18 protein-coding genes are annotated in these 22,973 nt (G+C 72.9%); 7 read left to right on the top strand and 11 right to left on the bottom strand.

The features are described 5' to 3' along the window. Positions 1 to 121 precede the first annotated feature (121 nt). The 5 genes from ABD330_RS04885 to ABD330_RS04865 all read right to left on the bottom strand — a co-directional run bounded on the left by ABD330_RS04885 (position 122) and on the right by ABD330_RS04865 (position 6,337). The gene (locus ABD330_RS04885; protein ID WP_344461043.1) at positions 122 to 1,168 is read right to left on the bottom strand and encodes a LacI family DNA-binding transcriptional regulator; all 1,047 of its coding nucleotides are present in this window, start codon (positions 1,166 to 1,168) and stop codon (positions 122 to 124) included. 1 nt (position 1,169) lies between these two features. After that, complete coding sequence (locus ABD330_RS04880) at positions 1,170 to 2,873, bottom strand: glycoside hydrolase family 13 protein (protein ID WP_344461041.1); 1,704 nt, start codon at positions 2,871 to 2,873, stop codon at positions 1,170 to 1,172. 108 nt (positions 2,874 to 2,981) lie between these two features. Continuing rightward, a complete protein-coding gene (locus ABD330_RS04875) occupies positions 2,982 to 3,896 on the bottom strand; it encodes a sugar ABC transporter permease (protein ID WP_344461118.1) in 915 nt (304 codons plus the stop codon). A 50-nt stretch (positions 3,897 to 3,946) separates the two neighbouring features. Beyond that, on the bottom strand, positions 3,947 to 4,951 hold the full coding sequence (locus tag ABD330_RS04870; RefSeq protein ID WP_344461039.1) for a carbohydrate ABC transporter permease: 1,005 nt from the start codon (positions 4,949 to 4,951) through the stop codon (positions 3,947 to 3,949). 105 nt (positions 4,952 to 5,056) lie between these two features. Next, positions 5,057 to 6,337 (bottom strand): extracellular solute-binding protein, encoded by a 1,281-nt coding sequence (locus ABD330_RS04865; protein ID WP_344461037.1) that lies wholly within the window; start codon positions 6,335 to 6,337, stop codon positions 5,057 to 5,059. A 392-nt stretch (positions 6,338 to 6,729) separates the two neighbouring features. Between ABD330_RS04865 and ABD330_RS04860 the strand changes: the two genes are divergently transcribed. Further along, a complete protein-coding gene (locus tag ABD330_RS04860) occupies positions 6,730 to 7,926 on the top strand; it encodes a globin domain-containing protein (protein WP_344461035.1) in 1,197 nt (398 codons plus the stop codon). A 68-nt stretch (positions 7,927 to 7,994) separates the two neighbouring features. Here ABD330_RS04860 and ABD330_RS04855 read toward each other — a convergent pair whose 3' ends face one another. The 3 genes from ABD330_RS04855 to ABD330_RS04845 all read right to left on the bottom strand — a co-directional run bounded on the left by ABD330_RS04855 (position 7,995) and on the right by ABD330_RS04845 (position 12,990). After that, positions 7,995 to 8,699 carry a helix-turn-helix transcriptional regulator gene (locus ABD330_RS04855; protein WP_344461033.1) on the bottom strand — a complete coding sequence of 235 codons (705 nt, stop codon included), beginning with the start codon at positions 8,697 to 8,699 and terminating at the stop codon, positions 7,995 to 7,997. Between the two features lie 96 nt (positions 8,700 to 8,795). Beyond that, entirely contained in the window at positions 8,796 to 9,875 is a 1,080-nt protein-coding gene (locus ABD330_RS04850; RefSeq protein ID WP_344461031.1) for an aldose epimerase family protein, read from the bottom strand. Positions 9,876 to 10,014: 139 nt separating this feature from the next. Then, positions 10,015 to 12,990: an ATP-binding protein gene (locus tag ABD330_RS04845; RefSeq protein WP_344461029.1), complete on the bottom strand. Its 2,976-nt coding sequence runs from the start codon at positions 12,988 to 12,990 to the stop codon at positions 10,015 to 10,017. Between the two features lie 366 nt (positions 12,991 to 13,356). On the opposite strand from ABD330_RS04845, the gene ABD330_RS04840 reads away from it, so the two are divergent. From ABD330_RS04840 to ABD330_RS04830, 3 genes are all read left to right on the top strand, one after another. Further along, positions 13,357 to 14,307, top strand: coding sequence for a terpene synthase family protein (locus ABD330_RS04840; RefSeq protein WP_344461028.1), 951 nt, complete (start codon positions 13,357 to 13,359; stop codon positions 14,305 to 14,307). 267 nt (positions 14,308 to 14,574) lie between these two features. Then, positions 14,575 to 16,098 carry an acetaldehyde dehydrogenase ExaC gene (gene exaC / locus ABD330_RS04835; protein ID WP_344461026.1) on the top strand — a complete coding sequence of 508 codons (1,524 nt, stop codon included), beginning with the start codon at positions 14,575 to 14,577 and terminating at the stop codon, positions 16,096 to 16,098. Positions 16,099 to 16,238: 140 nt separating this feature from the next. Beyond that, positions 16,239 to 16,562: a nuclear transport factor 2-like protein gene (locus ABD330_RS04830; RefSeq protein WP_344461024.1), complete on the top strand. Its 324-nt coding sequence runs from the start codon at positions 16,239 to 16,241 to the stop codon at positions 16,560 to 16,562. 180 nt (positions 16,563 to 16,742) lie between these two features. On the opposite strand, the gene ABD330_RS04825 is transcribed toward ABD330_RS04830, so the two are convergent. Beyond that, the gene (locus ABD330_RS04825) at positions 16,743 to 17,969 is read right to left on the bottom strand and encodes a serine hydrolase domain-containing protein (RefSeq protein ID WP_344461022.1); all 1,227 of its coding nucleotides are present in this window, start codon (positions 17,967 to 17,969) and stop codon (positions 16,743 to 16,745) included. A 95-nt stretch (positions 17,970 to 18,064) separates the two neighbouring features. On the opposite strand from ABD330_RS04825, the gene ABD330_RS04820 reads away from it, so the two are divergent. Continuing rightward, positions 18,065 to 18,568 carry an NUDIX hydrolase gene (locus ABD330_RS04820; protein ID WP_344461020.1) on the top strand — a complete coding sequence of 168 codons (504 nt, stop codon included), beginning with the start codon at positions 18,065 to 18,067 and terminating at the stop codon, positions 18,566 to 18,568. On the opposite strand, the gene ABD330_RS04815 is transcribed toward ABD330_RS04820, so the two are convergent. Further along, positions 18,550 to 19,170 carry a cytochrome b/b6 domain-containing protein gene (locus tag ABD330_RS04815; protein ID WP_344461018.1) on the bottom strand — a complete coding sequence of 207 codons (621 nt, stop codon included), beginning with the start codon at positions 19,168 to 19,170 and terminating at the stop codon, positions 18,550 to 18,552. The genes ABD330_RS04820 and ABD330_RS04815 overlap by 19 nt on opposite strands. Next, positions 19,154 to 19,807, bottom strand: a complete 654-nt coding sequence (locus ABD330_RS04810; RefSeq protein WP_344461116.1) for a molybdopterin-dependent oxidoreductase — start codon at positions 19,805 to 19,807, stop codon at positions 19,154 to 19,156. Before ABD330_RS04810 ends, ABD330_RS04815 begins: the two co-directional genes overlap by 17 nt. A 175-nt stretch (positions 19,808 to 19,982) precedes the next feature. Here ABD330_RS04810 and ABD330_RS04805 point away from each other — a divergent pair, with 175 nt between their 5' ends. Both ABD330_RS04805 and ABD330_RS04800 read left to right on the top strand, forming a co-directional pair. Then, positions 19,983 to 20,768 (top strand): TetR/AcrR family transcriptional regulator, encoded by a 786-nt coding sequence (locus tag ABD330_RS04805; protein ID WP_344461016.1) that lies wholly within the window; start codon positions 19,983 to 19,985, stop codon positions 20,766 to 20,768. Between the two features lie 92 nt (positions 20,769 to 20,860). Next, on the top strand, positions 20,861 to 22,942 hold the full coding sequence (locus ABD330_RS04800; protein ID WP_344461014.1) for a hypothetical protein: 2,082 nt from the start codon (positions 20,861 to 20,863) through the stop codon (positions 22,940 to 22,942). Positions 22,943 to 22,973 lie beyond the last annotated feature (31 nt).

Genomic DNA, 22,973 nt, shown 5'->3' with positions numbered 1-22,973 from the left:
CCAGCAGCGAGGCGTCAACCACAACAGGGGCGCGAGGAACTGCGCGAAACCGGAAGGTGCGGACCTGTGCCCTTCCGACTTCGCGCAGTTCCTCGCGCCCCTGTTGTGGCCGACCGGTTGCCTACTGCTTCGGGTTCGCGCCCGTGGAGCCCCGCATCACCAGCTCCGGCTGGAACATGAACTCGGCGCGCTGGCCCGGGCTGCCGCCCACCTCTTCGAGCAGGGCGTCCACCGCGGCGGTGGCCATCGCCTCGACCGGCTGGCGGATGGTGGTGAGCGGCGGTTCGGTGAACGCTATCAACGGCGAATCGTCGAAACCGACCACCGAGATGTCCTGCGGGACGGCCAGTCCGCGCTGGCGGACCGCGCGGATCGCGCCGAGCGCCATCATGTCGGAGCCGCAGACGATCGCCGTGCACCCCTTGTCCAGCAGGGCGCCGGCCGCCGCGTGCCCGCCCTCCACGCTGAACAGCGTGTGGTGGACGAGGCCCTCGGCCTCCTCGGGGGTCTTGTGCAGCAGCGCCTGGACGGCCGCCGTGAAGCCCTCGATCTTGCGCAGGACGGGCACGTACCGGCGCTGGCCGACGGCCAGGCCGATCCGCTCGTGGCCCAGCTCGACCAGGTGCTGCACCGCCATCCACATCGCGGCCCGGTCGTCCGGCGAGATGAACGGCGCGGCGATCTTCTCGCTGTACCCGTTGATCAGCACGAACGGCACCTGACGGCCCGTCAGTTTCGCGTACCGGTCGTGGTCGGCGGTGGAGTCCGCGTGCAGGCCGGAGACGAAGACGATGCCGGCCACCCCCCGCTCGACCAGCATCTCCACCAGTTCGTCCTCGGTGGAGCCGCCCGGCGTCTGGGTGCAGAGCACCGGCGTGTAGCCGTGCCGGCTCAGCACCTGCTCGATCACCTGGGCCAGCGCGGGGAAGATCGGGTTGCTCAGCTCCGGGGTGATCAGCCCGATCAGGCCCGCGCTGCGCTGCCGCAGCCGGGTGGGCCGCTCGTAGCCGAGCACGTCGAGTGCCGCCAGCACGGTCTGCCGCGTGGTGGCGGAGACGCCAGCCTTGCCGTTGAGGACGCGGCTGACGGTCGCTTCGCTGACCCCCGCCTGCGCCGCGATGTCCGAGAGTCGCGCCGTAGTCACGATCCCAGAGCCTATTGCACCCATGTCAGACCGCCCACCAAATGGCGCTGTCGGCCGGCAGGACCGTCTCGCCGTCCACCACGACCACCTCGGTGGAGGCGAGCAGGACGTGGCCGGGTGCGGCCGTCCGGACCGGCTCGGCGCCGGTGTTGACGGTGCAGACGAACGAGCCCTCGGCGCTGTCCCGGCGGAAGGCGAGCACCTCCGGCGGGGTGTCCAGCCAGGTCACGGCCGTGCCCGCGCCGAGCGCGGGGTGCTCGCGGCGGACGGTCAGCGCGCTGCGGTAGAGCTCCAGGGTGGAGGTCGGGTCACCGGCCTGGGCCTCCACGCTGAGCGCGGCCCACTCGGCGGGCTGCGGCAGCCAGCTGGGGCCGCCCGCGGTCGGGCCGAAGCCGTACGGGGCCTCGGTGCCGGACCACGGGATCGGGACGCGGCAGCCGTCGCGGAAGCCGTCCTGGCCGGCCTGGCGGAAGAAGGACGGGTCCTGGCGGACCTCGTCGGGCAGGTCGGTGACGTCCGGCAGGCCGAGCTCCTCGCCCTGGTAGACGTAGGCCGAGCCGGGCAGCGCGAGCATCAGCAGGGTGGCGGCGCGGGCGCGCCGGAGGCCGAGTTCGCGGTCGCCGGGGGTGCGGATCTGGGTGCCGCCGGGCGGGTTGGCGAAGCGGGTGGCGTGCCGGGTGACGTCGTGGTTGGAGAGCACCCAGGTGGTGGGGGCGTCGACCGGGCGCATCGAGTCGAGCGAGACGTCGATGACCTCGCGCAGCGCGGCGGCGTCCCAGGCGGTGCCCAGGTACTGGAAGTTGAACGCCTGGTGCAGCTCGTCCGGGCGGACGTAGTTGGCGGTGCGCTGGACGGTCGGGGTCCACGCCTCGGCGACGCCGATCCGCTCGCCCGGGTACTCGTCCAGGATCTGCCGCCAGCTGCGGTAGATCTCGTGCACGCCGTCCTGGTCGAAGAACGGCATCACGTCGTTGCCGAGCAGCTTGAGCTGGTCGCCGCCGCCGATGTCGGGCAGGCCCTCGGCCTTGACCAGGCCGTGGGCGACGTCGATCCGGAAGCCGTCGACGCCCATGTCGAGCCAGAACCGCAGGATCGAGCGGAACTCGTCGGCGACGGCCGGGTTCTCCCAGTTGAAGTCGGGCTGCTCCGGGGCGAACAGGTGCAGGTACCAGTCGCCGGGGGTGCCGTCCGGGTTCGCGGAGCGCGTCCAGGCCGGGCCGCCGAAGATGGACTCCCAGTCGTTGGGCGGCAGTTCGCCGCTGACGCCCTTGCCGGGGCGGAAGTGGTAGCGCTCGCGCAGCGCGGAGCCCGGGCCCTCGCGCAGCGCGCGCTGGAACCACTCGTGCTGGTCGGAGGAGTGGTTCGGGACGAGGTCCACGATGATCCGCAGGCCCAGTTCGTGGGCGTCCCGGATCAGCGCGTCGGCGTCCAGCAGGTTGCCGAACATCGGGTCCACCGCGCGGTAGTCGGCGACGTCGTACCCGGCGTCGGCCTGCGGGGAGGCGTAGAAGGGGGACAGCCAGACGGCGTCCACGCCCAGGTCGCGCAGGTACGGCAGGCGGCTGCGGATGCCGGGCAGGTCGCCCATGCCGTCGCCGTTGGAGTCGGCGAAGCTGCGCGGGTACACCTGGTAGATGACCGCGTCCCGCCACCAGCCTCTGGACTCGCCGGTCTTCGCGTGGACCGAGTCGGCGGCGGGCCGGGAGGAGGAGGCCAGGTTCTGGGTCATGACGGTCATCCCTTGGGGACTAGGTGTCGTCCCGGCCGCCCGGGTACGGGCGGGGCCGGTGCGCGGTAACAGAAGTGGGAGCAGAGAGGTTGGCGGACGGCGCTTGCGTCAGGACTTCGCCGCGCCGGCCGTCAGGCCGGAGACCAGGTGCCGCTGCACCAGGTAGAAGACCAGGGCGGCCGGGAGGGCGATCAGCACGGAGGTCGCGGCCATCAGGTTCCACTGGCTCTCGTACTGGCTGACGAAGCTCTGCAGGCCGACGGCGAGGGTGTACTTGCCGGAGCTGAGCATGAAGGTCGAGGCGTAGGCGACCTCGGCCCAGGCGGTCAGGAAGGAGTAGAACGCCGCCACCGCCAGGCCCGGCCGGGCCAGCGGGACGATCAGGCGCCAGAAGGTGCCGAACGGGGTGAGCCCGTCGACCCGGCCGGCCTCGTCGATCTCCACCGGGATGGTGTCGAAGTAGCCCTTCAGCAGCCAGGCGCAGTACGGCACGGTGGTGGTCGAGTAGACCAGGATCAGGCCGAGGTAGCCGTCCAGCAGCTTGAGGTCGGACAGGATGCCGTACAGCGGCACCATCAGCACGGTGACCGGGAACATCTGGGTCACCAGCAGGGTCCACATCAGCGGGCGGTGGCCGGCGAAGCGCATCCGGGAGACCGCGTAGCCGCAGGTCGCGGCGGTCAGGACGCCGAAGACGGTGGTGCCGCCCGCGACGATCGCCGAGTTGCCGAACCAGGTGAAGAAGTCGGTGTGGAACAGCACCTTCGAGTAGTTCGAGAAGGTCGCCTTGCCGAAGATCCCGCCCGGGTGCAGGTAGTCCATCTTGTCCGGGCCGAACGAGATGTACGCGATGTAGGCGATCGGCAGGAGTGCGACCAGGCTCGCCACGATCAGGATGCCGTGCGAGAGAGCGCTCGCCAGCGGGCTGCTCTCGCCCCGGAGCCGGCGGCGCGGTGCGGCGGTGAGCGGGGCCTGCGGGACGGTCGCGGTGAGCTGGGTGGTGTCGCTGGTGGAGGTGGTCATCGTCCTGCCTGCCTCGTCGTGGTCGCCGGTCTGGGTACGGGTGGCGGCGGTCATCGGGTCGCCTCCTCGTTCCGGGCGAGCCAGCGGCGGTAGAAGGTGGTGAAGACGATCAGGATCGAGAGCAGCAGCACGCCGTAGGTGGCCGACTGGGCGAAGTCCCGGGGCTGCTGGCCGAAGCCGAGGTAGTAGGCCCAGGTCACCAGGATGTTGACGTCCGGGGCGTTGGTGCCGAACAGGACGAAGATGACGGTGAACTGGTTGAACGTCCAGATCACGCCGAGCAGCACCACCGTGCTGCTGACGTTGCGCAGGCCCGGCATCGTCACGTGGCGGAACCGCTGCCAGGGCGTGGCGCCGTCCATCTCGGCGGCCTCGTACAGCTCGCCCGGGATGGACTGCAGGCCGCCGAGCAGCGAGACCATCATGAACGGCACGCCGCACCAGGTGTTGACCAGGATCGCGGCGGCCTTCTGGGCCAGCGGGTCGGAGAGCCAGGCGGGTTCGGGCAGGCCGACCGCGCCGAGCATGGTGTTGACAGCGCCGCCGTCGGCCAGCATCAGCCGCCAGGAGAAGACGGTGACGAAGGTGGGCACGGCCCAGGGCAGGATCAGCAGCATCCGGTAGAGGCTGCGGCCTCGCAGCTTCTGGTTCATCAGCAGCGCGAAGCCCAGGCCGATCGCGAAGGTGACGGTGACGCAGGTGACCGTCCACACGATGGTCCAGATGAAGTGCGACCAGAACCGGTCGTACGAGCCCGGGCCCCACAGCACGTCGGCGTAGTTGTGCAGGCCGACGAAGTGGTAGCTCGCCGGGATGTGCTTGAGCCCGATCTGGCGGGCCGAGTTGAGGCTGTTGGCGTCGGTGAGGGTCAGGTAGATGCCGTTGACCAGCGGGTAGCCGACCAGCACGCCGAGCACCAGGACGACCGGCGTGACCATCGCGTAGGCGTACCAGTACTTGCTGTACGAGAGCTTGAGGCGCTCGACGAGGCCGGGGCGCGGTTCGCGCTCACGGCTGCTGCCCTTGCTGGGAGCGCCCTGCACGGCGACTGCCATCTGTGACACCTTTTCGGGAGGTCCGCAGCCTCGCTACGGCGACTGCTGGTCGGTACGGGTGAGCCGCCCGGCCCGCTGTCAGGCGGGGCCGGGCGGCCGGTGGGCCTACTTCGTGAAGCCGGGGAGCAGCTTCGCGTAGTCGACGGCGGTGGCGTCCAGGCCGGCCTGGGTGCTGGCCTGGCCCTGGACGATCTTGCCGAGGTTCGTCCCGATGGAGCCGAACAGCGAGCTGTACTCGGGCAGTTCGGGGCGCGGCTGGGCGGCGGGCAGGATCGCCTGGAAGCCGGCGATGCCCAGGTTGGCCTTGACCTCGGCGGTGTACGCGTCGGAGCGGGTCGGCAGGGTGTCGTTCTTCAGCGCGAGGAAGGTCTGGCTCTCGGCCGAGGTCAGGAACCCGGCCAGCTTCTCGGCGGCGGCCTTGTGGGCGGCGTCCGAACCGGCGTAGACGGCGACGTTGTGGCCGCCGGTCGGGGCGCCGGCCTTGCCGGTCGAGCCGGCCGGGACGGGCGCGATGCCGAGGTTGGCCTTGTCGGCGAAGGCGGAGCCCTTGTAGATGTTGGTGAGCTCCCACGGGCCCTGGATGATCGCCGCGACCTTGCCGCTGTTGAAGGCGTCCATCATGTGGGCGTACCCGTCGGTGGTCACGTCGGCCTTGACGGTGCCGGGCGCGGTGAACATCGACTGGTAGGTCGTGATGGCCTTGGCGGCCTCGGGCGAGTTGATGGTGATCTTCTTGTTGGCGGCGTCCACCATGTTGGTGCCCTCGCCGTAGAGGAACGGCATGGCGTAGTAGCCGTCGCCGGCCCGCATGAAGAAGCCGTCGGCGCCGGCCTTGTCCTTGACCAGCGCGGCGTCGGCCTTCAGCTCGTCCCAGGTCTTGGGGGCCGCGGTGATGCCGGCCTTGGCGAACAGCGCCTTGTTGTAGAGGAAGCCGAGGGTGTCGGTGACCAGCGGGACGCCGTACAGCTTGCCGTCGAACTTGGCCTGCTGGATCAGGCTCGGCTGGAAGGCGGCGGTGTCGGCGGCGGCCGGGGTGCCGTCGAGCGGCTCCAGGTAGCCGCCCTTGGCGAAGGCGGAGGTCCAGCCGACCTCGGAGCGGAAGACGTCCGGCGCGCCCGAGGCACCCATCGCGGTCTGCAGCTTGTTCTGCGCCTGGTCGAACGGCACGTTGACGAAGTTGACCTTGATGTTCGGGTTGGCGGCCTCGAACTTGCTGACCAGGGCCTGGTAGTTCGGCGCCTCGTTGGTGGCGTTCGAGGTGTCCCAGTACGTGATGGTGACCGGGCCGTCGGCGGCCTTGCTGCCCGCCGAGCCGCTGCTGCCGCAGGCCGCCAGAGAGACCGCGAGGGCCGCCACGAGGGCAGAGGCCGCGATGCCACGCCGCATGAGAACTCCTAGAAAGGTGGGGGTGCCCGAGGGAGGGGGAGGACGGCGCATAATGGCTGTCCCGCGCCGACCGCCGTTACGGCCGTCGGGCTTGGGGAGGAACGTAACAGCGATGCAATCGTCGCCGAAAGTCCTTGCAGCAAGTTTCTGCAAGATGCAGCGATCGTTACGCCCGCGTGTCCTGGACGTAGCCGCTTCGAACCTGAAGAACCCGACGGGCAGGGCCCGGCGGACAGCACCCGGCGAGCCCGCCGCGCCCAGCGCGGCGGGCTCTGCCGTTTCCACCCCGGCCCACCCCCGCCAATAAAAATGATGAACATCCTCTATATTGAGAGCACGGCACCGCCCCACCGGCGGGACCGACAACCCCTTGCCATGCCCTGGAGGAACCTGTGCTCTCCCCCGAGTCGACCACGACCGTCCGCGCCACCCTGCCCGCCGTGGGCGGAGCGCTCGGCGAGATCACCGCGCTGTTCTACTCCCGGATGTTCGCCGAGAACCCGGAGCTGGAGCGGGACCTCTTCAACCGCGGCAACCAGGCGGTCGGCGAGCAGCGCAAGGCACTGGCCGGCGCGATAGCCGCCTACGCCACCATGCTGGTCGAACACCCCGAGGTCCGGCCCGGCGCGATGCTCGCCCGGATCGCCCACAAGCACGCCTCGCTGGGGATCACCGCGGACCAGTACCAGGTGGTGCACAAGTACCTGTTCGCCGCGATCGTCGAGGTGCTCGGCGAGGCCGTCACACCGGAGGTGGCGGCGGCCTGGGACGAGGTCTACTGGCTGATGGCGAACGAGCTGATCGCCCTGGAGGCCAAGCTCTACCAGGAGGCCGCCGTCGCGGACGGCCAGGTCTGGCGGGAGGTCCTGGTCACCGGCCGCCGGAACGAGTCGCAGGACGCCGTCTCGCTCACCCTGCGCCCGGCGGACGGCAGCCCGGCACCGTCCTTCGTCCCCGGCCAGTACGTCAGCGTCGCCGTCCGGCTCGCCGACGGCGCGCGGCAGATCCGGCAGTACAGCCTCTCCGCCGGACCCGGCCGGGGCGAGTGGCGGATCACCGTGAAGCGGGTGCACGGCAGCAGCACCCCCGACGGCGAGGTCTCCAACTGGCTGCACGACAACGTCGACGCCGGGGACCTGCTGGAGGTCTCGCTCCCGTTCGGCGACCTCACCCTCGCCGAGGGCGAGGAGCCGCTGCTGCTCGCCTCGGCCGGCATCGGCTGCACCCCGATGGTCGGCATGCTCGACCACCTGGCGGCCGGCGGCTCCACCCGTCCGGTGACGGTCGTCCACGGCGACCGCTCCCCCGCCCACCACGCCCACGCAGACGAGCTCCAGGCGCTGGTCTCCGCACTGCCCGAGGCGGTGCTGCACCGCTGGTACGAGGAGCCGGGCGAGCACGCAGGCGCGGCCGCGACCGGCCGGGTCGACCTCGCGCAGATCGAGATCCCGGAGGGCGTGCGCGCCTACCTCTGCGGTCCGCTGCCGTTCATGCGCGCCGCCCGGGCCGAGCTGCTCCGGCGCGGGGTGCCGAGCACGGCCATCCACTACGAGGTGTTCGGGCCCGACCTGTGGCTCGGCGGCAAGTAGCAGCGGGCAGGGCAGGTCGCACCACCAGGTCGCACCACCACCAGGGGCTCCGCCGTCGGGCGGGGCCCCTACCGCGTTCCGGGGGACGCGTCGTCGGGGTCCGGTACACCGGAAGACGCGTCGTCGGGGGCCGGTGCGCCGGGGCGGGCCAGCTCGATGGTGCACACCCCCGGGCCGCTGAACGGGAGCAGCCGCAGGGCGCCGGGCCGCCCGGCCCGGTCCGCCATCGCGTCCAGCAGCCCCTGGTGCACCGAGCAGACCACCTCGGGGTGGGTCTCGGCGTTCCGCTGGAAGGGGCAGCCGTGCAGCAGCACCGCACTGCCACCGGGCCGGAGTTCCGGCTCGAAGCCCCACCGGTCGGCCTCGGCGAGCACCTGTTCGGCGAGCGTGCCGCCGTCGGCGGGCGCGGTGGGGCCCCACTCGCGCCCCGCCCGCTCGGCCCGCACCGCACGCTCGGCGCGGTCCGCGCCGTAACCGCTCGCCAGCACGTCCACCATCGTCCGGTACGCGTCCAGCTGCTCGCCGACCGGCGCCGCCTCGTACAGCCGGCGCGGCCGGCCCCGCCCGGCCGGCGCCTCGTCGGTGCCCACCCGCACCAGCCCGGCCTCGACCAGCGCCGTCAGATGGTGCCGGACGGTGGTGATGTGCTGGCCCAGCAGATCGGCCAACTGCCGGATGTCCAGCGGCCCGGCGGCCTCCGTCAGCGCGGCGAGCAGCGCTCGCCGGGCTGGCACGGCGAGCGCCTTGTGCACGCCTGGGTCACTGTTCTCCACCCGCCCAATCCTACGGGCCGGCCCCGGGGGCGCGGGCAGCCCGCCGGGCGGCCGTTCGGGCCGGCCCCCGCGCGCCTGGGACCTCGGTGGAGCCGGTCAGGCGACCGAGACCCGCAGCAGCGTCACCGAGCGGAACTCCTGCCCCGGCCGCAGCTCGGTGGACGGGTAGGACGGCTGGTGCGGTGAGTCCGGGTGGTGCTGGGTCTCCAGCGCGATCCCCGCGTACGGGCCGTACGGGACGCCGCTCGCGCCCGTCACCGCGCCGTGGAAGGTGTTGGCGGTGTAGACCTGGAGCCCGGGCTCGGTGGTGAGGACCTCCAGGACGCGCCCGCTGCCCGGGTCCTCCAGCAGGGCCGCGCGGGCCGGGGTGCCGTCGGCGGGCCGGGGCCGGAGCACCCAGTTGTGGTCGTAGCCGCCGGGGCCGCGCAGCTGCGGGTGGTCGTCGTGCAGGGACTTGCCGATCGGCCGGGCGGTGGTGAAGTCGAAGGGCGTGCCCGCCACCGGCTCGTACGGGCCGTACGGGATCTGCCGGTCGTCGACGGGGGTGTACTCGTCGGCGTCCAGCGTGAGCAGGTGGCCCAGGACGTCGCCGCTGCCCTCGCCGGCCAGGTTGAAGTAGGCGTGGTTGGTCAGGTTGACCACGGTGGGGCGGGTGGTGACGGCCCGGTACTCGATCGCGAGGGTGCCGCCGGTGAGGGTGTAGGTGACCCAGACGTCGAGTGCGCCGGGGAAGCCCTGGTCGCCGTCCGGGCTGTGCAGGTAGAGGCGGACGCCGCCGGGGACCTCCTCCGCCTGCCAGATCCGGTTGGCGAAACCGTCCGGGCCGCCGTGCAGGGTGACGCCGTTCCCGGTGGGGGCGATCGGGTGGTCCTGGCCGTCCAGGGTGATCCGGCTGTCCGCGATCCGGTTGGCGTAGCGGCCGACGGTGGTGCCGTAGTGGCGGGCACCGCCGAGGATCTGGCCCAGTTCGTCGGTGCTGAGCAGGATCTGGCCCGGCGTACCGAGGCGGTCCGGGACGGTCAGGGTGTGCAGGGTCGCGCCGAGGGTCAGCACGGTGGCCTCGATCCGGGCACCCCCGCTGGTACTGCGGAGCGTCCAGCGCTCGATGGCCGCGCCGGCTCCGGTCGCCTCGAAGGGTTCCCGCCCGACCTCGGTGGCTGCTGCCGACCCCGTCATGGCCTGCTCCCTACTCATCCCGCCAAGGGATATGTCCGATTCTGGGGACTCTTGTCATACCCGGGCCCAGCCTAGCCCGGCCGGGCCCGGCACCAGCTGCTACGACCGCTCGCGCGCCCCCGGCGCGCTTCACGATCCGTCAGTCTTCGCTCCCTTGGCCGTCCTCCGGCGTGTCGGGCAGCCCGAGCGCCTTCGCCAGGCCCTCGGGGCCGGTGCCGGCCTTGCGGTGGACGGAGGCCAGGCGCCGGTGCACCAGGCTGAGTTCGACGTCGAGCTGCTTCGCGATCCGCTGCGGCGGGACGCCCTGGGCGGCCAGCTTGGCGACGTCCCACTCGGGCTGGCTCAGCGCGTCCTTGCTGAGCGTCCGGAGCCGGTTGGGCCGCAGGCCCGAGGTGGCGAGTTCCTGCCTGGTGCGCGCCACCAGGCCGTCGGCGCCGCAGTGCTGGGCCAGCTCCATGCCCTGGTAGAGGTGCTCGGCGGCGTCCTCCGAACGGCCCGCCCGGCGCAGTGCCGACCCCAGGTCCACCAGGGCGTGGGCGAGTTCGTAGCCCACCGGGGACTGGGTGAGCAGGCCGACGGACTCCTCCAGCAGCTCGACCGTGCGCGGGCCGTCCCAGACCGCCGCCTGCTGGCGCAGTGCGGTGCCGGTCGCCGAGGCGGAGCCGAAGGCGCGGGCCCGCGCCACGGCGTCCTCCGCCACCTCGCGGGCTTCGAGCGGCCGCAGCGGGGCGAGGGCGAGCGCCAGGTTCCCGGCCCAGGGCGCCCAGACCGGGTTGCGCCAGCCCCGCTTGTCCAGCTGCTCACCGACCTCGGTGAGGATCTCGACGGCGCCCTCGTGGTCGCCGCGGGCCAGCAGCAGCTTTCCGTACAGCGTCGGCGCGTCGGGCAGCACCATCGCCGTCTGGTGGAAGGGCGGCGCGAAGCGGTACTTCTGGCAGAGCTCCCACGCCTCCTCCACCCGGCCCCGGGCGAGCAGGGTGTCGGCCAGCACCCCGACGATGTCCCACTGCAGCGGGATGTCGGGGGCGATCCGCTCGGAGAGCCGCAGGCCGCGCCGGAGGAAGTCCTCGGCCTCGGCCAGGAAGCCGCGCCGGAAGCGGACCAGGCCCATCAGGAAGTAGGCGAAGCCCCGGTGCGCACCGCTCCAACCGGCGATCTCGAATTCGAGGATGGCCTCCGAGAAAAGCTTCTCCGCGCGGGCGAGCTGGTCGGTGTAGGTGTACGAGAGGCCGACGATGGCGGGCAGTTCGAAGCCCCAGAGGGTGTTACGCCAGCCCAGCTCCTCCGGCAGCCTGCCGTGGACGAGGGCCTGGTCGACCAGGCCCAGCACCCGGGGGACGGGCTCCCCGCGCAGGGTCAGGTCCCAGGCGCGCAGCGCGAAGACGGCCCGCTCGGCCATCTGCTCGCCGGTCAGGTCGGCGGAGAGCTCCTTCAGCGCCCGGGAGCGGCCCGGGCCGTCCTCCTCGTCGCGCTGCCACGCCGTCCACATGAACTGCGCCGCCCGCAGCCGCAGCCGGCCGGGCCCCGGCGGGGTGCGGTCGGCCTCCGCCCGGCAGGTCTCGGAGGCGAGGAACAGCTCGCCCGCGTGGGCCAGGACCTCGGAGAGCCGGAAGGTCGCGTCGATCCGCTGCGCCGGGTCGAGGCCGTTCTCCAGTTCCAGGGCGAGCTTCAGTTGGTTGACGGTCGCGGCCGGGTCGGTGAGCAGCGCGGCGCAGCCGGCCTCGTAGAGCACCGCGGCGCGGTCGTCCTCGTCCGGCGGCTCGACGAGCGCGCGTTCGAGACAGCGGTAGGCGGCCTCGGGAGCGCCGATCGCCAGGTGTTCGAAGGCGGCCTTGCGCAGTTTGCGGACGATGTCGTCGTCACCGTCGGGGTGGGTCTCCAGCAGGTGCCGGGACGCCTCCAGCAGCGAGCCGCCCGAGTTCTCGACGGCCGTGGCGGCGATGCCGTGCATGCCGGTCCGGGTGGCGGGCGGGATGGACTGGTAGATCGAGGTGCCGAGCAGCGTGTGGACGAAGTCCAGCTTGCCGTTGGGGCTGCTCTTGAGCACCCGGTGCCTGCGCAGCTGCCGCACGGACTCGGCGGCCTCGGCGGGCCCCTGGGCGCAGATGCTGGCCGCGAGGCCCTGCTTGATGTCGGTGCCGAGCAGCGCGGCGGCCCAGGCGAACCGCAGCGTGTTGGGGCCGAGCTTCTCCAGCCAGTACTGGTGCGTCATGCCCTTGGCCGAAGCGGCCAGGTCGTGCAGCTGCGGGGTGTTCTCCTCGCTCGGGTCGAGGGCCTGCTCGCGGATCTCGCGCAGCAGCGCCTCGGTGTCGTACGGGCTGCCGGCGGTGATGGCCCAGACCTGGCGGCAGAACGCGTCATCGGCGTCCTCGCCCAGCTCGGCGCGGACCAGCCGGGCGACCGATCCGGGGTTGAGCGGGAGCAGCACGTGCTTGCGGGCGGCCTGGTCCTCGATCTGCTGCTGGAGGCTGCGGGCCTCTTCGGCGAACTCGCCGTCCCGGTAGGCGAAGACCAGCAGGACGGGCAGGTGGCGGGCCCGGCCGGCGAAGGAGGCGAGCCAGGTGAGGGACTCCAGGTCGGCCCAGTGCAGGTCGTCGACCACCATCACCAACGGCGCCCGGCGCGGGGCGAGTTGGGTCAGCACGTAGTCGAGGCCGTCGCGGACGCCCTGCGGGTCGAGCGGCTCCATCTCGCCGGAGGGCGGGACCAGGCCGATCGCCGGGCCGACGATCCCGTACCAGCCGCCGAAGACCTCGCCGCGCTCGGCCTCGGTCAGGCTGCCGAGCACCGGGAGCAGCAACTGCCGCAGGACGTGGAAGGGTTCCTTGGTCTGCCGCTCGCCGCCGCGGCCGGAGAGCACGGTGCAGGGGTCGCGCAGACTGGCCAGCCGGCGGATCTGGTCGAGCACCGAGGTCTTGCCGTGCCCGGCGGGGGCGGCGAAGAGTAGCAGCTCGCCGATTTCGGTGCCACCCGCCTCAAACTCCTTGCAGAGCTTGTCGAGTGACTGCTCCCCCGAGCGGAGCTCGTCCTCGCGCTCGTGCAACGGTGTCCTCGGGGCGGCGTCGTCCGGGCCGTACTCGCTGTCACTGGGCAGCTCGCTCCGCTGTTCGGCCATGCCGCGCCTCCGCTTCGTCCGTCGTCTGCAGGCGACATTAGCGCCGCACGCGCCCCCATGTGGGGCGTTCACGCAGGCCGGAGTACGCAGGCAGGGTTCGGAGCGAATGCCTAGGGCAAATGCCCTGGTACCCCTAACGTCTGATGATCAGATCGGATACTCTACGGCCCGCGGGACCAAAGATGATCTTTGACTCGTACACGGAACAGCAGTACCGGGAGCAGCCCCCGGCAGTGGCACCGACAGTCGCACCGAACGCACCACGGAGAACACCGGCCACGGCAGGCCGGACAGCACCATCCGACACCACAGGAGAGGGATTCGCACCAACGTACAGCACCGACCCTCAGCAGCGCCGGGAGTCCGATGTCCGACGACACCTCACTTGAGCTTCCGTTCCCCTACCGCCGCAACCCCCACCAGCCCCAGGCCGCCGGACACCACCAGGAGTGGCTGTCGCGGCATCGTGAACTCACCTCCGGAACAGGCGAGTTCGCGTACGCGGCCTGGGAGGTGGCCGAACTGGCCGCCCTCAGCTACCCCGACTGCTCCCCCACCGACCTCGGGCTGGCCGCCGACCTCCTCGGCTTCTACTTCCTGTTCGACGACCAGTTCGACGGACCGCTCGGCCGCAGGCCCGAGCAGGTCGCCCGGATCTGTGACCGGCTCGGCGCGATCATCCACGGCGCCCGCCCCGACGGGAACTCGCCGGTCGAACGCGCCTTCGCCGATCTGTGGAGACGGAGTGTCCAGGGCATGTCAGCGCGATGGCGTGCCCGCGCAGCCTACAACTGGGAGTGGTACTTCGCCAGCCATCCTTCGGAGGCGGCCGGCCGCCTCTCCGGCCAACCACCGGACCGTGCGGCCTACCTGATGCTCCGTCGGGGAACGGCGGCGATGGAGACCATCTTCGACATGGTCGAGCGGCTCGGCCGCTTCGAGGTGCCGCAGACCGTCCTGCACCACCCGGTGCTCCGCCAGCTGCGCCAACTCGCCGCCGACATACCCTCGCTGAGCAACGACGTCCGCTCGTACCCACTGGAGGCGCCGCGCGGCGACGTCTGCAACCTGGTGATGGTCGTCCAGCGCGAGCGCGCCTGCTCGCCCGAGGAGGCCTGCTCGGTGGTGATCGCCGAGGCGCAGCTGATGGTCGACCGCTTCGCCGAACTGTCCGGCGGGCTCCCCGAGGTGTACGACTGGTTGGAGCTCGACCAGGCACAGCGCGAGGCCGCCCGGCGCTACGCGGACGGACTGGCCCGCTGGCTGGCCGGCTACCTCCGCTGGGAGCGGCGGACGGGGCGCTACCGGGCCGCGTGACGGCTGCCGCCGGGCACCGCCCGGGGGTGCGAGGACGCGCGCGGAGCGGGGTGGGTACGGCGACGCCACTCCCGCCCTCCGCGCGACCCGCGCCCCCGGGCCGCCCGCCCGTGAACAGGTCCTCACGCACCGTAGCGGCACTGCGGATCGGGGGTTAGGGTCTGTCGATGAGACAGACCCAAGGGTGCAACGCGGGGGCGGCCAGCCCCTGCTGAGCAACTGTCAGATCCGTTCCGTGCGCGCTTCGCAGCGAGGAGACATCTGAGCATGACGGTCTACCAGCCTCCCGGCCAGCCCGGCAGTGTCGTCACCCTCCGCCCCCGGTACGAACACTGGATCGGCGGCGAGTGGGCACCGCCGGTGCTCGGGCAGTACTTCGAGAACCCCACCCCCGTGACCGGCCAGGTCTACTCCGAGATCGCGCGCGGCACGGCCGAGGACATCGAAGCCGCGCTGGACGCCGCACACGCCGCCGCACACGCCTGGGGCCGGACCTCCCCCGCCGAACGGGCCGACGTGCTGCTGCGGATGGCGGACCGGATGGCCGAGCACCTGGAGGCGCTCGCCGTCGCCGAGAGCTGGGACAACGGCAAGCCGGTCCGCGAGGCGCTGGCCGCCGACCTGCCACTGGCCGTCGACCACCTGCGCTACTTCGCCGGTGCGCTGCGGGCCCAGGAGGGCGGCCTCACCCAGATCGACGACGACACCGTGGCGTACCACTTCCACGAGCCGCTGGGCGTGGTCGGCCAGATCATCCCGTGGAACTTCCCGCTGCTGATGGCGATCTGGAAGCTCGCCCCGGCGCTGGCGGGCGGCAACGCGGTGGTGCTCAAGCCCGCCGAGCAGACGCCCGTCTCGATCATGCTGCTGATGGAGCTGACCGCCGACCTGCTGCCGCCGGGCGTGGTGAACGTGGTCAACGGCTTCGGACTGGAGGCCGGCAAGCCGCTGGCCTCCAGCCCCCGGATCCGCAAGATCGCCTTCACCGGCGAGACCACCACCGGGCGCCTGATCATGCAGTACGCCGGTGCCAACCTGATCCCGGTCAGCCTGGAGCTGGGCGGCAAGAGCCCCAACCTCTTCTTCGCGGACGTCGCCGCCGAGCAGGACGCCTTCTACGACAAGGCGCTGGAGGGCTTCGCGATGTTCGCCCTGAACCAGGGCGAGGTCTGCACCTGTCCGAGCCGGGCGCTGATCCAGTCCTCGGTCTACGACCGCTTCCTGGGCGACGGCCTGGCCCGGGTCCACGCGATGCGCCAGGGCAACCCGCTGGACACCGACACCATGGTCGGCGCACAGGCCAGCAAGGAGCAGCTGGAGAAGATCCTCTCCTACATCGACATCGGCCAGGCCGAGGGCGCGAAGCTGCTCACGGGCGGCGAGCGCACGGACCTCGGCGGCGCACTGTCGGACGGCTACTACGTCACGCCGACCGTCTTCGAGGGCGACAACAGCATGCGGATCTTCCAGGAGGAGATCTTCGGCCCGGTGGTCGCGGTCACCCCCTTCGACGACTTCCAGGACGGCATCGACCTGGCCAACGACACGCTGTACGGGCTGGGCGCGGGCGTCTGGAGCCGTGACGGCGGCGTCGCGTACCGGGCCGGGCGCGCCATCCAGGCCGGCCGGGTCTGGACCAACTGCTACCACGCCTACCCGGCCGGCGCCGCATTCGGCGGGTACAAGAACTCCGGCATCGGCCGGGAGACCCACAAGGCGGTGCTGGAGCACTACCAGCAGACCAAGAACCTGCTGGTCAGCTACTCCCCGCAGGCGCTCGGGTTCTTCTAGGGGACCTCGCGCGCGGCGCTGCGCTGCGACGACGGGGTCGTGGTTAGGCCCTGCGGACCAGTGCGGAGTGCAGGGCCTCTCGCACCGTGCGACGGTGCGAGAGGCCGCAGCCGTACGCCGCCCTTCAGTGAGGACACCCGATGACCATCGCCAACGACCGGCTCTCCGACCCGACCGTCCGCGCCCTGGTGGCCGCGATCAACGCCGGCGACCGGACGGCCTTCCTGGCCCTGCTCACCCCGGACGCGACGATGTCCGACGACGGCACGGAACGCGACCTGCTGGGGTGGGTCGACCGCGAGATCTTCTCCTCCAACGGCCACCTCGACGTCCAGTCCGAATCCGCCGACGGACGGGCCCTGGTCGCCGACTACCGCAACGACACCTGGGGCGAGATGCGGACCGCTTGGCGCTTCACCGTCACCGGCGACCACATCACCCACTTCGCCACCGGCCAGGCCTGAGCTTCCCTCGCCGGAAGGCGGGTCCCCCTCGGACCCCCAGGGGCGCGGGTTCACCTTTCGGGACGGGGTACCCCCAGGGGCGCGGGGAACTGCGCGCGCAACCGTGCACGGACGTCGTGCCCTGGTCGCGCAGTTCCCCGCGCCCCTGGGGGTACCCGTGTGCGTAGGCCCACCCAGCCCCTACTGTGAGAGCCCCAGGGACCGCCGTACGGCCCCGATCAGCGTCCGGGAGCGGATGTCGCCCGTCACGCCCGGCTGCATGCCGTTGGTGACGTAGCCGAAGCCGATGCCCAGGTCCGGGTCGGCGAAGCCGAGTGAGCCGCCGCGGCCGGGGTGGCCGAAGGCTGCGGGGGAGGACATCGGCGAGGTGGGGCCGTGCCGGAAGAAGCCCAGGCCGAACGAGGTGTTGACGATCAGGACCCGGTCCGGGCCGCTGACGGCCGGGCCGACGGCCTCGCGCAGCAGCGCGGGGCCGAGCAGTGGCGGGAGCAGTTCGCCGGGGGCGCCGCCCTGCCGGTCGGCGGCGCCGATCAGCGCCGCGTAGAACCGGGCGACGGAGCGCGCGGTGCCGATGCCGCCCGCGCCGGGGATCTCGGCGGCCTGTACCGCCGGGTCGGCCATGTCCAGGGCCGGCCGCACGGCCGCGAACGAGCGGGCCGTCAGCGAGGTGTGGTCCTGGTAGGCGTTGACCACGGCCGGGCGGGGGCGGATCTTCATCCCGTTCGGGCCGAGCTGGGCGGCCTCGGGGGCGGGCAGGTCGACCAGCCGGCCGACCCTGGGCCGGACCACGGCCGGAAGGCCGATCCAGAGGTCCAGGCCGAGCGGGCCGGCGACCTCCTCGGCGAAGTACCGGCCCACACTGCGGCCGTCCGCCCGGCGGACCACCTCGCCGACCAGCCAGCCGAAGGTGTAGGGGTGGTAGCCGTGCGCGGTGCCGGGTTCCCAGGCCGGGGCCTGTGCGGCGACGGCGGCGGCCGCGGGCTCCCAGGCGATGACGTCCTCGACCCGCAGCGGCACGTCCAGGGCGGGCAGTCCGGCCTGGTGCGAGAGCAGCCAGCGGACGGGCACCCGTTCCTTCCCGGCCGCCTTGAACTCGGGCCAGTAGGAGGCGACGGGCGCGTCCAGGTCGAGCCGCCCGCTCTGGACCAGGTGCAGCGCGGCGGCGGCCGTCATGCCTTTGGTGACGGAGCGCAGCACCTGCGCGGTGTCCGCCGTCCAGCCGACGGCGGGCGCGGGCCGCCCGCCGACCTCGGGCCGGGCGTCGCCGCCCCACAGGTCGACCACCTTGCGGCCGTCCAGGTAGAGCGTGAAGGCCGCGCCCAGTTCGCCGTGCTCGCGGAAGTTCCGCGCGAACGCCGCCCGTACGGGCTCGAAGCCCTCTGCCGCCTCGCCCCGGATCTCCACCACGTCGCGCCGCCTTCTGCTCGTCCGCCCACTCATGGCGAACGATAGTCGGACGATCATTCCGTCGCCGGTCCGGCTGATTCGGTAGCGTCTGCGGTATGACGAACCCCGCCGAAGAGCTGCTGGACGTGGTCGACGCGCAGGACCGGGTGATCGGTACGGCTCCGCGCGGGGAGGTGTACCGGCGGGGGCTGACCCACCGCTGCGTGTTCGTCCTGGTCCGCGACCCGCAGGGCCGGATCTTCACCCACCGCCGGACGGACGGCAAGCTCTTCGCGCCCGGCGCCTACGACTGCTTCGTCGGCGGCGTGGTCGGCGCGGGTGAGACGTACGCGAGCGCGGCCGTGCGGGAGGCGGAGGAGGAGCTCGGCGTGCGCGGCGTCGAACCCGTCCCGCTGTTCAGGTTCCTCTTCGAGCAGAAGCGGCTCTCCTGGTGGTGCGACCTCTACGAGGCGGTCTGGGACGGGCCGGTCTCGCCGCAGGTCGAGGAGGTCGCCTGGCACGCCTGGCTGACCGAGGCCGAACTCGCCGAGCGGCTGGACGAGTGGGAGTTCGTCCCGGACGGCCGGGAGGCGTACCGGCGCTACCTGGCGTCCCGCTGAGGGTCCCAGTCGGGGTGCTCGCGGGCCGCCCACCCCTCGTCCACGCTGCCGGTGCGCAGCCCGAGCCGGGCCTCCGGGTCCTTCAGCGCCATCCGGATGTGACCGAAGAGCACCACGGCCAGCGCGAGCGTCAGCCAGTCGTGGACGAAGGTCGCGCCGGTGCGCCAGGCCAGCGGGGCGAGGTGGGTGAACCACATCAGCAGCCCGGTGCCCATCATCACCAGCACCGCGCCGGCCGTCCACGAGGCGTAGAGCTTCTGGCCCGCGTTGAACTTGCCCGCCGGGCGCCGGTACGAGCGGCGCAGCACGGCGCGCAGCCATTCGCGGTCGTACGGGGCGAACCGGTTCAGCCGGGACAGGTCGGCCCGGAAGGCCCGCGAGCCGAGGCCAAGCAGCACGGGCACCGGCAGTGCCAGCCCGCACCACTCGTGCACCGTCACCACCAGCCTGCGCCGGCCGACCAGTTCGGAGAGCGGCGGGTAGTACAGGCAGGCGGCCGTCACCAGGCAGACCGTCATCAGCGCGGCGGTGCCCCGGTGGATCCAGCGCTCGGCCGGGGTGAACCGGGCCACCCGCCCCGGGGTGTCAGCCGGTCGGGGCATCGTCGCGCCCGTTCGAACGGCCGACCCAGGCGTCGACGTCATAGCCGTAGTTCTCCCAGTAGCCGGTCTGGACGGTGGGGGTGAGGGTGATGCCGGAGAGCCACTTCGCCGACTTGTAGAAGTACATCGGCGCGACGTACAGCCGGACCGGGCCGCCGTGCGCGTGGTTGACCGGGGCGTCCTGCATCTTCAGCGCGACCAGCACGCCGTCCTGCCGGGCCTGGTCGAGGGTGAGGCTCTCGGTGTACGAGCCGTCGAAGCAGCTGAACCGGACGGCGGTCGCGCCGGACCGCACCCCGGCGGCGTCCAGCAGGTCCGCCAGCGGCACGCCCTCGAACGGGGTGGCCGGCACCCTCCAGCCGGTGACGCACTGCACGTCGTGGACGATCCGGCGCTGCCGCATCGCCTGGAGGTCGGCCAGCTTGTACGTGACGGGGTGGTCGACCAGCCCGTCGACGGTGAGGGTGTAGTTCTCGGCCGTCCGGGTCGGCACCGAGTCCACGACGGAGTAGTAGCGGAACCCGCCGCCGCCGGGCAGCAGCCCGGCCAGGCCCGTCGGGTCCTTGCTCACCACGTTCTCGACGCCGCGCTGCAGATAGGGCCCGGCGGCCACTCCCGCCACGCCCAGCCCCAGCATGCCGAGCACCACCCGGCGCCCCACGGGTGGTCCGGACGGTGTTCCAGAGGTATCGCTCACACCCCGATTCGACCAGCTCAGCGCCACGATGACCAGGCCCTGGGGCCCGCCGTCAGACTTTCGTCATCTCCCGGTCGGCCCCGGCGCGCGGCGGCCCGACCGATAGGGTGACGGCATGGCCTCCCGTACGCCGCCGGTCGCGGACCGGTCCGAGCACGACCGCTCGCGCGCCGAGCGGGCGCCCCGGCGCCGGTTGAGCGTGGACGAGCGCCGGGAGCAGCTGATCGCGGTCGCGCTGGACCTCTTCGCCCGCCGCCCGCCGGAGGAGGTGTCGATCGACGACATCGCGGCGGCCGCCGGTGCCTCCCGGCCGCTGGTGTACCACTACTTCCCGGGCAAGCAGGCGATCTACGAGGAGTCGCTGCGGCGCGCGGGGCAGGAGTTGGCGGGCCGGTTCGAGGAGCCGGCCGAGGGGCCGCTCTCCGAGCGGCTGTACCGGGTGATGGGCCGCTACCTGGACTTCGTGGACAGCCACGGGCCCGGGTTCGCGGCGCTGCTGCGCGGCGGGTCGGTGGCGGCCGGCCCCGGGACGACCGCCGTGATCGACGAGGTGCGGCAGGCCGCGTACCAGCAGATCCTGCTGCACCTGGCCCTGGCCGAGCCGAGCACCGCGGTCCGGCGCACCGTCCGGGCCTGGATCGCCAACGCCGAGATCACCTCGCTGGAGTGGCTCGGTGACCGCACCGTGCCGCGCGCGGAACTCCAGCTGCAGCTGGTGCAGGAGTTCGTGGCGGCACTGGCCCTGACGGCCGCCCGGGAGCCCGCGCTCGCGCTGGAATTCGCCGACTTCTTCGCGGCGGAACGGCCGGAGGGCCCGACCGGACGGTTGGTCCGCGACCTGAGCGGACTGCTCGCCCTCCCGGGCCTGGTGGAGACGCTCGGGCGGTTGGCCGCCGGGTAGCGTCCGGTGTGCCGGGGCGTCGGCATTCTCTGATAGAAAATGGACAGCATTTCAGCTTTTCAGGCTTCGGAGCGAGGGGGGCTCGGCACACCATGACTCAGGACAGCTTCACGGCCGCGGAGCGGATCGGGGCCACGCTCGACGTGCTGGCCGACGCGCTGGTCGACGACCGGGCGTCGCACTACCCCGCCGCTTCGCTGAGCGGCTTCGGCCGGGCCGACCACCCTGCGGCTGCCGCACTGTTCGGCCTGCGGATCGGCACCGACGGGCCCGGCCGGCTGACGGTGCACGGGCTCGGCACGGTCATCGAGGGCAGCACCCTGCGCGGGGCCGGCGCCGAGGGCGGCGCACAGACGGCGGCCCAGCTGCTGGCGCGGTACGGCGGCGGCGCGGTGCTCGGCGTGAGCGGCGCCGAGGCGGCCGGGCAGTTCCAGCTGCCCGTCTCCCCCGAGACCTCCGCCCCCGGGCTGCGCCCGTCCTTCCCCGGCGTCCTCGCCGAGCTGGCCTCCGGGCGCGACACCGTCGAGCCCGAGGAGCTGGCGACGGGGGCGGGTGCCGAGGTGCGGATGGTGGTGCCGCCGGTCTTCCACCCGCTCGCCGCCCGGGGTTCCGGCGCCGCCCGCACCGGGCAGCTCGCCGAGACCGCCGAGGAGCTGTTCGCCGGCGGCGACGCGCAGTCCCGCAAGGACTGGGCCGTCCTCTCCGCGCTGCTTGCCGACCCGTCCGCCGCCGCCGGCGTGGTCTTCGCCGGGGTCGCGGCCCTGTCGGTGGCCGGACGCCCGAGCCACGCCTCGCTGGTGGTCTCGCTGGCCTCCTGCCGTACGCCGGTGGCGCAGCTCGCCACCGACCTGGCGGACGCCCGCGCCGAGGCCGAGGTGTGGACCGTGCTGCTGCCGTCGGGCCCGGCCGTGGTGCTGGTCGAGGGGCGGACGTCCCCGGTGCCGGCCGCGCTGACCCGGGACGGCGTGCGGCGCTGGGCCGTCAGCTCGGTGGCGCAGGCGTTCCTGCCGCTGCCGGACGGCGCCTCGGTGCTGACCGTCCAGCTCGGCACCGTCCAGTCCGCGGACTGGGAGCTGTACGCGGGGGCCTTCGCCGAGATCCTCAAGAGCATCCAGGTCGCCTGGGACGGCGTGCTCGCCGCCGAGCCGGTGGCCGCGCCCGCCGCGCCCGCGCCCGCGCCGACGGCCGTTCCGGAGCCTGCGCCGTACGTGGAGCCGTACGCCGCGCCGTCGATCCCCGTGCAGCCCGTGGCGGCGGCCCCCGTGGCCGCGCCCGTTCCGCCCGCCCCGCCGGTAGCCGCACCGCCTGCCCCGCCCGTGCCGGCGTTCGCGCCGGCGCCGCCGCAGGAGCAGGCGCCCAAGGGCACCCCGGTGCTGGTCCCCCCGGCGGACTTCAACCCCTTCGCGCCCCCGGCACCGCCGGCCGCCGCCGAGCAGGCGCCCAAGGGCACCTCCGTCCTGGTACCCCCGGCCGACTTCGACCCCTTCGCACCCCCGGCACCCGCAGCCGCGGGCGCCGCAGCGCAGCAGGCACCCAAGGGCACCTCCGTCCTGGTACCCCCCGCGGACTTCGATCCCTTCGCACCCCCGGCACCGCCGGCCGCCGCCGAGCAGGCGCCCAAGGGCACCTCCGTCCTGGTACCCCCGGCCGACTTCGATCCCTTCGCACCCCCGGCACCCGCAGCCGCGGGCGCCGCCGAGCAGGCGCCCAAGGGCACCCCGGTGCTGGTCCCCCCGGCGGACTTCAACCCCTTCGGGGCCAGCTCGGCCCCGGCCGCGCCCGTCGCCGCACCGGTGGCACCGGCTCCGCAGGCGCCGGTCGCCGACCCGTTCGGGACGGTCACCAAGGAGGTCCCGAAGGACCCGTTCGGCACGGTGGCGGCGCCCACCGCCGGCGCTCCGTCCTTCGCCCCGCCGGTGGCGGCGCCGCCTGCTCCGACCCAGCCTCCGATGGCCGGCAAGCGCACCCCGGTGATGGTCCCCCCGGCGGACTTCAACCCCTTCGCGCCCCCGGCACCGCCCGCGGCCGCCGAGGAGTCGGAGCCGGCCAAGGGCACCCCGGTGCTGATCCCGCCGGCGGACTTCAATCCGTTCGCCGCGGCCGCCCCAGCCGCACCCGCCGCACCTCCGGCGCCGCCGGCGCCCGAGCCGGCCAAGCACAACCCGTTCGGCTGAGCCGTCCGGCCACCTCGCCCGCCGGGCCTGC

Source organism: Kitasatospora kazusensis (genome assembly GCF_039529945.1).
GTDB lineage: Bacteria > Actinomycetota > Actinomycetes > Streptomycetales > Streptomycetaceae > Kitasatospora > Kitasatospora kazusensis.
Note: the sequence above shows the minus strand (reverse complement) of the source record. Positions and strands in the feature narration are given on the sequence as shown.